The sequence below is a fragment of the Streptomyces sp. McG3 genome (assembly GCF_018619185.1).
Classification (GTDB): domain Bacteria; phylum Actinomycetota; class Actinomycetes; order Streptomycetales; family Streptomycetaceae; genus Streptomyces.
The window spans coordinates 1-10,426 of record NZ_JAAXYC010000285.1 but is presented as its reverse complement, the minus strand read 5'-3'; the positions used below and the strand labels follow the sequence as shown (position 1 = coordinate 10,426).

Here is a 10,426-nt window from a genome sequence, read left to right as displayed (position 1 = left end):
GCCGCGTCCAGGAACCGGCCGAGGGCCCCCACATCCCGGACCTCGCCCTCCCGGGGCTCGTGCAGATTCCACGGCACGTACGTCTCGACGCAGTTCAGCCCCATCGCGGCGAGCATCGCGAGCCGGTGCTCCCACTGCGCCTCGTGCACCCGGAAGTAGTGCAGGGCGCCCGACAGCAGCCGCACGGGCTTCCCGTCGAGCCGGAAGCAGTCGTCCCCCACGGTGAAGTCGGTCATGGTGCCGTTACGCTCCTGTGCTCGGCCGCACCCGGCGGCCCTCGGGTCGATTGGTCCGACCACCTTCACCTCTGGCGCCGCACCCGGTCCATGGACAAAGATCGCTGTTGATTGGACACAACGGACCAGCGGGGATCGACACCACGGACCAGCAGGGAGAGGAAGGACCGCGATGTACCACACCTGGATGCGCTTCTTCACCCCCAGCCCGCTCCACCACCGCCTGGGCCTCGTCTGCCTCGGCGTCGGCCTCCAGCACGGGGCGCTGCCCACCGTCGGACCCCGCACCCTCGACCACCACGTCGCCGTGATCGTCAACTCCGGCACCGGCTGGTTCAAGGGCCCCGACGGCCGCCGCACCGTCGTGAAGGCCTCGGGGGACAAGGAACACCCGTCGAACGCCGGCCGGCTGTGCACCAAGGGCGCCACCGGCGCGGACCTCCTCGCCGCCCCCGGGCGGCTGACCACGGCCCTGGCCCGCCCCGACCGCAGCGAGCAGCCCGCCCCGCTCGGCCGGGACGCCGCCATCGCGGAGACGGCACGCCGGCTGCGGTCCGTGCTGGACACCCACGGCCCGGACGCGGTGGCCCTCTACGTCTCCGGCCAGATGACGCTGGAGGCGCAGTACCTCGCCAACAAGCTGGCCAAGGGCTTCATCGGGACCAACACCATCGAGTCCAACTCCCGGCTCTGCATGGCGAGCGCGGGCAGCGGCTACAAGCTGTCCCTCGGCGCGGACGGGCCGCCCGGGTCCTACGAGGACTTCGCCCACGCCGACGTCTTCCTCGTCACCGGCGCCAACATGGCCGACTGCCACCCGATCCTCTTCCTGCGGATGATGGAGCGCGTCAAGGCGGGCGCGAAGCTGATCGTCGTCGACCCCCGGCGCAACACCACCGCCGCCAAGGCCGACCTGTACCTCCGGATCCGGCCCGGCACCGACCTGGCCCTCCTCAACGGGCTGCTGCACCTCCTCGTCGAGAACGGGCACACCGATCCGGAGTTCATCGCCGAGCACACCGAGGGCTGGGAGGAGATGCCCGCCTTCCTCCGCGACTACGCGCCCGCCGCCGTGGCCGGGATCACGGGCATACCCGAGGACGACATCCGGCGGGCGGCCCGCTGGATCGGCGAGGCGGGCGACTGGATGAGCTGCTGGACGATGGGCCTCAACCAGTCCACCCACGGCACCTGGAACACCAACGCGATCGTCAACCTGCACCTGGCGACCGGAGCGATCTGCCGCCCCGGCAGCGGCCCGTTCTCGCTCACCGGCCAGCCCAACGCCATGGGCGGGCGCGAGATGGGCTACATGGGTCCCGGACTGCCCGGCCAGCGATCGGTCCTGGTCGACGAGGAACGCGCCTTCACCGAGGAGCTGTGGGGCGTTCCGCCCGGCACCCTGCGCGCGGACGGCTCGGGCAGCGGCACCGTCGACATGTTCCGGCGCATGGCCGAGGGAGAGATCAAGGCCTGCTGGATCATCTGCACCAACCCGGTCGCCTCGGTCGCCAACCGCCGGACCGTCATCGAGGGCCTGGAGGCCGCCGAATTCGTCGTCACCCAGGACGTGTTCGCCGACACCGAGACCAACGCGTACGCCGATATCGTCCTGCCCGCCGCCCTCTGGGCCGAGTCCGAGGGCGTGATGATCAACTCGGAGCGCACCCTCACCCTCGCCCGCCGTGCCACCGATCCGCCGGGCGAGGCCTGGCCGGACTGGCGCGTCATCGCCGCGGTGGCCCGCGCCATGGGGTACGAGGAGGCCTTCGGCTACACCAGCGCCGAGGAGGTCTTCGCCGAGATCACCCGCGCCTGGAACCCGCGCACCGGCTACGACCTGCGCGGGGTGACGTACGAGCGGCTGCGCGGGACGCCTGTGCAGTGGCCCAGCGCCGCCGTCGACGGCCCCGCCCGCAATCCCGTGCGCTACCTCAACGACGGCGTCAGCCAGGAACTGACCGTGCGGCCCGACGGGAGCGTGCCGAGGCTCGCCTTCCCCACACCGAGCGGCCGGGCCGTCTTCCACGCCCGCCCGCACCTGCCGCCGGCCGAAATGCCCGACGAGGACTTCCCGCATCTCCTCAACACCGGGCGGCTCCAGCACCAGTGGCACACCCTCACCAAGACCGCGAAGATCACCAAGCTGAACCGGCTGGACCCGGGGCCGTTCGTGGAGATCCACCCCGACGACGCCGCCGCCCTGGGCATCGGCGAGGACGACGGCGTCGAGGTCGCCTCGCGGCGCGGCCGCGCGGTGCTCCCGGCCCGGATCACCGACCGGGTCCGGGCGGGGGAGTGCTTCGCCCCGTTCCACTGGAACGACCTGTTCGGCGAGTACCTCGGCGTGAACGCCGTGACCAACGACGCGGTCGACCCGATCTCGTTCCAGCCCGAGCTGAAGGTGTGCGCGGTCCGGCTGGCGAAGGTCGCCGCACCCGCGCCGCGCCACGATCCCGCCGCGTCGGAACGGCCCTCGCCCAGCGGTGGCGGCCCCGGTCCCGCGGACGCCCCTGGCCGATCCGTGGGCACGTCGGGGCTGGTGGGCAGTGCGGGACTCGTGGGTATGCCGGGATTCGGCGGCTCGTCCGGCCCGTTGGACACCTCGGGGCTGGTGGGCGCGCTGGGCCTCGTGCACACCGCCCCACCCGTCCTCACGGAGACGGAACGCCGCTATCTGGCCGGATTCCTCGCGGGCCTGGGCACCCGGCCGGAGGGCACCCCGGTACTTCCGCCGGGCGCCCCGTTCGCCCCGGACCACGCGCTGTGGGTCAACGGAGTGCTGGCCGGCACGTACTCCCGGCTCGCGGGGACTCCGGAGCCCGGGCCCGCCCGCGCGGTAGGGGCGGGAGCCCCGGAGGAACCGGGCCGGCCGGTCGTCGTGCTGTGGGCCTCGCAGACCGGCAACGCCGAGGAGGTCGCCGCGACGGCCGCCCGGACCCTGGCCGCCGAGGGGTACCGCACCACGCTCCTCGGCATGGACGACGGGACGCCCGACGCCCTGCCGAGCCCGGCCGATCTCCTCGTCGTCACCAGCACCTTCGGCGACGGCGACGCCCCCGACAACGGCTCCGCCTTCTGGGAGTCGCTGAACGCCCCCGGGACCCCGGGCCTGGAGGGTGTCCGCTACGCCGTACTCGCGCTCGGCGACTCCAGCTACGACGACTTCTGCGGCCACGGCCGCCGTCTGGACGAACGCCTCGGCGAACTGGGCGCCGAGCGGCTGGTCCCGCGCACCGACTGCGAACCGGAGTACGAACAGCCCTTCGGCCAGTGGCTCAAGGAGGTCCGGGCGGCGCTGGAGGCGACGGCACCGGAGGGGGCGGCGGAGCGGACAGTGGCCACACCGCCCGCCCCGGCGTCGCCGGTCGGGACGGTCCCCGCCCGTCCTTCCCGGGCCGCGCCCGTCACCGCCCTCCTCAGCGGAAACCGCCTCCTGAGCCTGCCCGGCGCGACGAAGGAGGTCCGTGCCTTCACGATCGACACGCGGGGCGCCGACACCCCCCTGACGTACGCGGCCGGGGACGCGCTGGGCGTACAGCCCCTCAACTCGCCCGACCTGGTGGCCGAATGGCTCGCCGTCACCGGCCTCGACCCCGCCGCCGAGGTGGACGTCCCCGGGCACGGCCCGGTCGCCCTCGGCGAGGCCCTGCACCGCCACCTCGACATCGCCCGCATCACCCCGGACCTGCTGCGCCTGGTCGCCGACCACACGGGGGACCGGTCCCTGAAGAAGCTGCTGCGCCCCGACAACAAGGGTGAGAGGGACCGGTGGATCTGGGGGAGGCAGGCCGTCGACGTCCTCGCCGAACACCCGGTACGGGCCACGGCCGCCGCCTGGACCGAGGTGCTCGGGCCGCTCCGCCCCCGGCTGTACTCCATCGCGTCCAGCCCGCTCATGGACCCCCACCGGATGCGGCTGACCGTCTCCGTGATCCGCTACGAGAGCCACCGCGGCCGGATGCGCAAGGGCGTCGCCTCCACGTTCCTCGCCGACGCCCGACCGGACAGCCCCCTGTCGGTGTTCGTCCAGCGGAACGAGCGCTTCCGCCCGCCCGCCGACCCGGCCACCCCGATGATCATGGTTGGACCCGGTACCGGAGTCGCCCCGTTCCTGGGCTTTCTGGAGGAACGCCGGGCGCTCGGCCACCCCGGCGCCAACTGGCTGTTCTTCGGCGAACAGCACCGTGCCACGGACTTCTACTACCGCGACGAACTCGACGCGCTGAGCCGCTCGGGCACCCTGACCCGGCTGGACACCGCCTTCTCCCGCGACCAGCGGGCCAAGGTCTACGTCCAGGACCGGATGCGCGAGCACGGAGCCCAGCTCTGGTCCTGGCTCCGCGACGGCGCCCACCTCTATGTCTGCGGCGACGCCTCCCGCATGGCCAAGGATGTCGACCGGGCCCTGCGCGACATCGCCGTCGCCCACGGGGGACTCGAACCCGACGCGGCGGCCGCGCAGGTCAAGCAGCTAGCCTCGGACCGCAGATACGTGCGTGACGTGTACTGAACGAGGGAGCGTGGCCACATGGGGTGGACCGGAGTACCGGTGGACACCGAACCGGCGGCGGGCGCCGTCCTGCTGATCGGCATCCCCGGCAGCGGCAAGAGCACGGTGGCCGCGGCTCTCGCCGCCCGCTTCGCCGCCTCCGCCCACATCGAGGTGGACGCCCTCCAGGAACTCATCGTCTCCGGCGGCCGTTGGCCCTCGCCCGAAGGGGACGAGGAGGCGGACCGGCAGATCTTCCTCCGGGCCCGCAACGCCTGCCTGCTGGCGGGCAGTTTCGTCGCCGCGGGCTTCCTCCCGGTCATCGACGACGTCGTCGTACGCCGTGCCCACCTCGACTTCTACCGCGCCACGCTCACCGGCGTACCGCTGCACCGCGTGGTCCTGGCACCGGGCGCCGCGAAGGCCATGGAGCGCAACCTCGCCCGGGACAAGACGCTGACGACGGACTGGTCCCCGCTGGACGACGTCATGCGCGCCGAACTGGCCGACGAGAAGATCTGGATCGACAGCGCGGAGCTGAGCGTGGACGAGACGGTCGACGCGGTCCTGTCCGCCACCGGCCTGACGCTCCCACCGGCCTGACGCCCCCACCGGCCCGAGGCCCCGGTGTTGTCAGACCCCCGCCGTACGGTGGGGACATCTATCCGCGCTGCTGGCTGCTGCGCTGCTGGATCGCCCCGCCCGGCTGCTCCCGGGCGGGGCGCACAACGCCTACGGGGTGGTGCCCGCCGACTCACCCGCGTCCGGGCTGAGCACCCCGGCCCAGATCAGGATGAAGAGGACGATGCCGAGGAGGATGCGGTAGATGACGAACGGCATGAAGCTCTTGGTCGTGATGAACTTCATGAACCACGCGATGACGGCGTATCCGACGAAGAACGCCACCACCGTCGCGAAGATCGTCGGGCCCCAGGAAACATGCCCCTCGCCCACGTCCTTGAGCTCGTAGGCCCCCGAGGCGAGCACCGCGGGGATCGCCAGCAGGAAAGAGTAGCGGGCGGCCGACTCGCGGGTGTAGCCCATCAGCAGACCACCGCTGATCGTCGCGCCCGACCGGGAGACCCCGGGGACCAGCGCCATCGCCTGGCAGAACCCGAAGATCAGACCGTCCCTGATCCCCAGCTCCTTGAGCGTCTTGCGCTCCTTCACCACACGGTGCCTGCCGCCCGACTCGTCGCGCGCGGCCAGCCGGTCGGCGATGCCCAGCACGATGCCCATGCCGATCAGCGTCGTCGCGATCAGCCGGAGATCGCGGAACGGGCCCTCGATCTGGTCCTTGAGCGTGATGCCCAGCACGCCGATGGGGATCGAGCCGACGATCACCAGCCAGCCCATCTGGGCGTCGTGGTCACCGCGCATCGAACGGTCCGTCAGCGAGCGGAACCACGCCGACAGGATGCGTGCGATGTCCTTGCGGAAGTAGATGAGCACCGCCGCCTCCGTGCCGATCTGACTGATGGCGGTGAAGGCGGCCCCCGGGTCGTGCCAGCCGGCGAACGCGGCGGTCAGCCGCAGATGGGCGCTGGAGGAGATCGGCAGGAACTCGGTCAGTCCCTGAACGAGTCCCAGGACGAATGATTCGAACCAGCTCATGGGGCTTTGGCCATCCCGGAGGTGATCGTGCATCGGCCACGGACGACTGGGCCCGTCGGCTGCGTGCGGAGTACGGAGTGCGGTCAAGGACATCGAGGTCGCGGGCAGCGTATCGCCTGAAAGTAAACGTCAGGCCTACCGCACCGGTCATCCACGTGCCGCCGTACGCTCAGTCCTCCGGCGTGTCCCGGCCGAGCCGGTGACGCTTGCGCCAGGCGACCAGCGCGCCGCCGAGAGCGGACAGCACGATGAAGCCCATGGCGGCCAGGAAGACCGGCGAGGTCGGCGACGCGGCCTCGCTGCCGGCTATCACGTACGCCGCCGTGTTCGGGATCGACCCCAGCCCGGTGGCCAGGAGGAACGGCGGAGCGCTCATCCGGGAGGTCGCCGCGCAGTAGTTGGCGGCGGCGAACGGGATCCCGGGGAAGAGCCGCAGCGCCAGGACGGACCGGAAGCCGTGCCGGCTCAGCACCCCGTCCGCAGCGGTCAGCAGCCTCCCGCGCAACAGGGTCCGCAGCGCGTCCTGGCCCAGCACCCGGCCCAGCATGAACGACACGCCCGCGCCCAGCACCGTGCCCGCCAGCGCCGCGGCGAGACCCGCCTGCGCGCCGAACAAGGCGCCCGCGGCGATGTTGAGCAGTGGGCGCGGCACGAACGCCACCGTCAGTGCCCCGTACGCCAGCCCGAAGAGCATCGCGGCCGTGCCCCCGGTCAGCTGGGGCGGCCAGCCCGACGCCAGCAGCCGCTGTGGTTCGAACAGCAGCATCGTCGACGCGGCCCCCAGCAGGACCACCACGAGCAGCGAGAACCGTGACCACGGTGACAGCAACGCCCTGGAGAGGCGCAGGGCGGGACCGGTGGCGGGCCGGGCAGTGGGGACAGGGTCGAACATTCGGGGAGAGTAACCGAAAACGCTGTGTGATCGCCGTAATGTGCCTCGCGTGAACCCCGCCGCCGACGCCCCCGCCCCGCCGGACAGCGTCCTCGCCGACACCGTCCTGGAGCGGCTCGTCGCCGTGTACGCCCCGGCCGCCGACCCCGTACGGGCCGAGGGAGCCGCCGCGTACATGAAGCATGTCGCCCCCTTCCTCGGGATCCCCACCCCCGAGCGCCGGGCCCTGTCGCGGACGGTGCTGGCGGGCGCCGGGCGGCCGGACGAGGCGGACTGCACGGCGGTCGCGCTGCGCTGCTGGCGGCTGCCGGAGCGGGAGTACCAGTACTTCGCCGCCGACTACCTGCGCCGGTACGTGGGCCGCTGCACCTCGGGCTTCCTGCCCGTACTGCACCACCTCGTGACCACCGTCACCTGGTGGGACACGGTCGACGTGCTGGCCGCGCATGTCGCGGGGCCTCTGGTCGCCGCCGACCCGGCGCTCGCCCGGGAGATGGACCGGTGGATCGACGACCCCAGCCTCTGGGCGGCCAGGACCGCCCTCCTCCACCAGCTGCGCTACCGGGAAGCCACCGACACCGACCGGCTCTTCGGCTACTGCCTGCGCCGCGCGGACCACCCCGACTTCTTCGTCCGCAAGGCGATCGGCTGGGCCCTGCGGGAGTACGCCAAGACCGACCCCACCGCCGTACGCGAATTCGTCGAGGGAGCCGGGGCCCGCCTGTCGCCGCTCTCCGTGCGCGAGGCCCTCAAGAACCTCTGAGGCGTCGGGAAAACCATTCGACGGCGACGCCCCGCCCGGCCATGATCGGTGGCATGTTCCGGTACGCCTTCCCCGCAGCGCCGTCCGCAGTCGCGGACGCGCCGAAGGCTGCCGGGAACGACGCGGCCCTCGCGGCGGCGTTCTCCGCGGAAGCGGCAGCGGCAGCGTTCACCGCCGCCGCAGCGCCCATCGGCGGCGCCCGAAGCTGACCCTCCCCCGACAGTCCGGCGGACCCCGTGAGGGGAGGGTCGGCGGGGCCCTGGGGTCTTCTCTTCTCAGCTTCGAGTTCTCCAAGGAACGAGCTATGTCCAAGACGGCTTACGTGCGCACCAAGCCGCACCTCAACATCGGCACCATGGGCCACGTCGACCACGGCAAGACCACCCTCACCGCCGCCATCACCAAGGTCCTCAGCGAGCGCGGCGGCAGCTCCACCTCCTACGTGTCCTTCGACCGGATCGACCGGGCCCCCGAGGAGGCCCAGCGCGGCATCACCATCAACATCGCGCACGTCGAGTACGAGACCGACACCCGCCACTACGCGCACGTCGACATGCCCGGTCACGCGGACTACATCAAGAACATGGTGACGGGCGCGGCGCAGCTCGACGGGGCGATCCTCGTCGTCTCCGCGCTCGACGGGATCATGCCGCAGACCGCCGAGCACGTCCTGCTGGCCCGTCAAGTGGGCGTCGACCACATCGTCGTCGCCCTCAACAAGGCCGACGCGGGCGACCCCGAGCTGACCGACCTGGTCGAGCTGGAGGTCCGCGAGCTGCTCTCCGCGCACGGGTACGGCGGCGACTCCGTCCCCGTGGTCCGGGTCTCCGGGCTCCGGGCGCTGGAGGGCGACCCGCGGTGGACGGCGGCCATCGAAGGGCTGCTGGACGCCGTCGACACGTACGTACCGATTCCGGTGCGCTACACCGACGCGCCGTTCCTGCTGTCCGTCGAGAACGTCCTGACCATCACCGGCCGGGGCACCGTCGTCACCGGTGCCGTCGAGCGCGGCACCGTCCGCGTCGGCGACCGGGTCGCGGTGCTCGGCGCGGACATCGAGACGGTCGTCACCGGTCTGGAGACCTTCGGCAAGCCGATGGAGTCCGCCGAGGCCGGGGACAACGTCGCGCTGCTGCTGCGCGGGGTGGAGCGCGACCGGGTCCGCCGCGGCCATGTCGTGGCCGCGCCCGGCAGTGTGGTGCCGAGCCGCCGGTTCACCGCCCAGGTGTATGTCCTGTCGACGAAGGAGGGCGGCCGGTCGACCCCGGTGACCACCGGCTACCGGCCGCAGTTCTACATCCGTACGGCGGACGTCGTCGGCGATGTCGACCTCGGCGAGGCGGCGGTCGCCCGCCCCGGCGACACGGTCACGATGACCGTGGAGCTGGGCCGTGACGTGCCACTGGAGTCCGGTCTCGGCTTCGCGATCCGCGAGGGCGGCCGCACGGTCGGCGCGGGCACGGTCACCGCGCTGCTCTGAGCACCACCGCTGCCCGTCACCCCCCGTCCGGGGGTGACGGGCAGCGGTGCGCGGGAGGCGACAATGGAGACGTGAACGAGCCGATACCCGTCATCCGCGAGGTCGACTGCGGCACCGCCCGGCTGCTGCCCGACGTGGACCGCGACCGGGCCTGGCTGCTCACGGTCGACGACGCGCCCCAGTCCTACGTCGACCTCGACGACCCCTCCTACCTGGAGTTCGAGTACGTGCGCCGGCTCGCCCACGTCGTGGACGGCGCGGCCGGGCCTGGCGCGGCCCTGGACGTCCTGCACCTGGGCGGCGGGGCGCTGACCCTGCCCCGCTACGTGGCGGCGACCCGCCCGGGATCGCGCCAGGACGTCATCGACGCGGACCACGAGCTGCTGCGGCTGGTCCGGGAACATCTGCCGCTGCCCGAGGGCAGCGGCATCTCCCTGCACGCGGCCGACGCCCGGGAGCGGCTGGAGGCGGCGGTCCCCGCCTCCGCCGACCTCCTGATCGCGGACGTCTTCGGCGGCTCCCGTGTTCCGGCGCACCTCACGTCCGTCGAGTACGCGCGGGCCGCCGGCCGGGCGCTGCGCGGGGACGGGATCTACGCCGCCAACCTGGCCGACAGCGCGCCGTTCGCCTTCCTCCGCTCCCAGCTGGCGAACTTCGCCGCCGTCTTCCCGGAACTCGCGCTGATCGGGGAACCGGGCGTGCTGCGCGGGCGCCGCTTCGGCAACGTCGTGCTGCTCGCCTCGTACGCGCCCCTCGACGTGGCCCCGCTCGTCCGCGCCTGCGCCGCCGACGCCTTCCCCGCACGGGTCACCCACGGCCCCGCGCTGACCCGGTTCATCGGCGGGGCCCGCCCGGTGGCGGACGTGGACGCGGTCGCCTCGCCCGAACCGCCCGACGGAGCCTTCAGCGTCGGCTGAGGCTCCGTCGGGCCTGGCTCTTATACACATCT

Annotated in this window: 9 protein-coding genes; 6 read left to right on the top strand and 3 right to left on the bottom strand. The window is 72.5% G+C overall.

Annotation, left to right across the window (positions count from 1 at the left end; translation table 11 throughout):
- On the bottom strand, positions 1-236 hold a 236-nt coding region (locus HET64_RS31290), incomplete at its 3' end, for a beta-galactosidase (RefSeq protein WP_215110521.1).
- A 172-nt stretch (positions 237-408) separates the two neighbouring features.
- On the opposite strand from HET64_RS31290, the gene HET64_RS31285 reads away from it, so the two are divergent.
- Both HET64_RS31285 and HET64_RS31280 read left to right on the top strand, forming a co-directional pair.
- Positions 409-4,749: a bifunctional nitrate reductase/sulfite reductase flavoprotein subunit alpha gene (locus HET64_RS31285; protein WP_251146139.1), complete on the top strand. Its 4,341-nt coding sequence runs from the start codon at positions 409-411 to the stop codon at positions 4,747-4,749.
- 18 nt (positions 4,750-4,767) lie between these two features.
- On the top strand, positions 4,768-5,331 hold the full coding sequence (locus HET64_RS31280; protein ID WP_215110520.1) for an AAA family ATPase: 564 nt from the start codon (positions 4,768-4,770) through the stop codon (positions 5,329-5,331).
- A 129-nt stretch (positions 5,332-5,460) separates the two neighbouring features.
- Here HET64_RS31280 and HET64_RS31275 read toward each other — a convergent pair whose 3' ends face one another.
- On the bottom strand, positions 5,461-6,342 hold the full coding sequence (locus HET64_RS31275) for an undecaprenyl-diphosphate phosphatase (protein WP_215110519.1): 882 nt from the start codon (positions 6,340-6,342) through the stop codon (positions 5,461-5,463).
- A 169-nt stretch (positions 6,343-6,511) separates the two neighbouring features.
- Entirely contained in the window at positions 6,512-7,234 is a 723-nt protein-coding gene (locus HET64_RS31270; RefSeq protein ID WP_215110518.1) for a TVP38/TMEM64 family protein, read from the bottom strand.
- Positions 7,235-7,283: 49 nt separating this feature from the next.
- Here HET64_RS31270 and HET64_RS31265 point away from each other — a divergent pair, with 49 nt between their 5' ends.
- The 4 genes from HET64_RS31265 (at position 7,284) to HET64_RS31250 (ending at position 10,394) form a co-directional block, all read left to right on the top strand.
- Complete coding sequence (locus tag HET64_RS31265; RefSeq protein WP_215110517.1) at positions 7,284-7,997, top strand: DNA alkylation repair protein; 714 nt, start codon at positions 7,284-7,286, stop codon at positions 7,995-7,997.
- A gap of 53 nt (positions 7,998-8,050) precedes the next feature.
- Positions 8,051-8,206, top strand: a complete 156-nt coding sequence (locus HET64_RS31260; protein WP_215110516.1) for a hypothetical protein — start codon at positions 8,051-8,053, stop codon at positions 8,204-8,206.
- 95 nt (positions 8,207-8,301) lie between these two features.
- On the top strand, positions 8,302-9,477 hold the full coding sequence (gene tuf / locus HET64_RS31255) for an elongation factor Tu (protein ID WP_215110515.1): 1,176 nt from the start codon (positions 8,302-8,304) through the stop codon (positions 9,475-9,477).
- Between the two features lie 71 nt (positions 9,478-9,548).
- Positions 9,549-10,394 (top strand): spermidine synthase, encoded by an 846-nt coding sequence (locus tag HET64_RS31250; protein WP_215110514.1) that lies wholly within the window; start codon positions 9,549-9,551, stop codon positions 10,392-10,394.
- Positions 10,395-10,426: the final 32 nt, after the last annotated feature.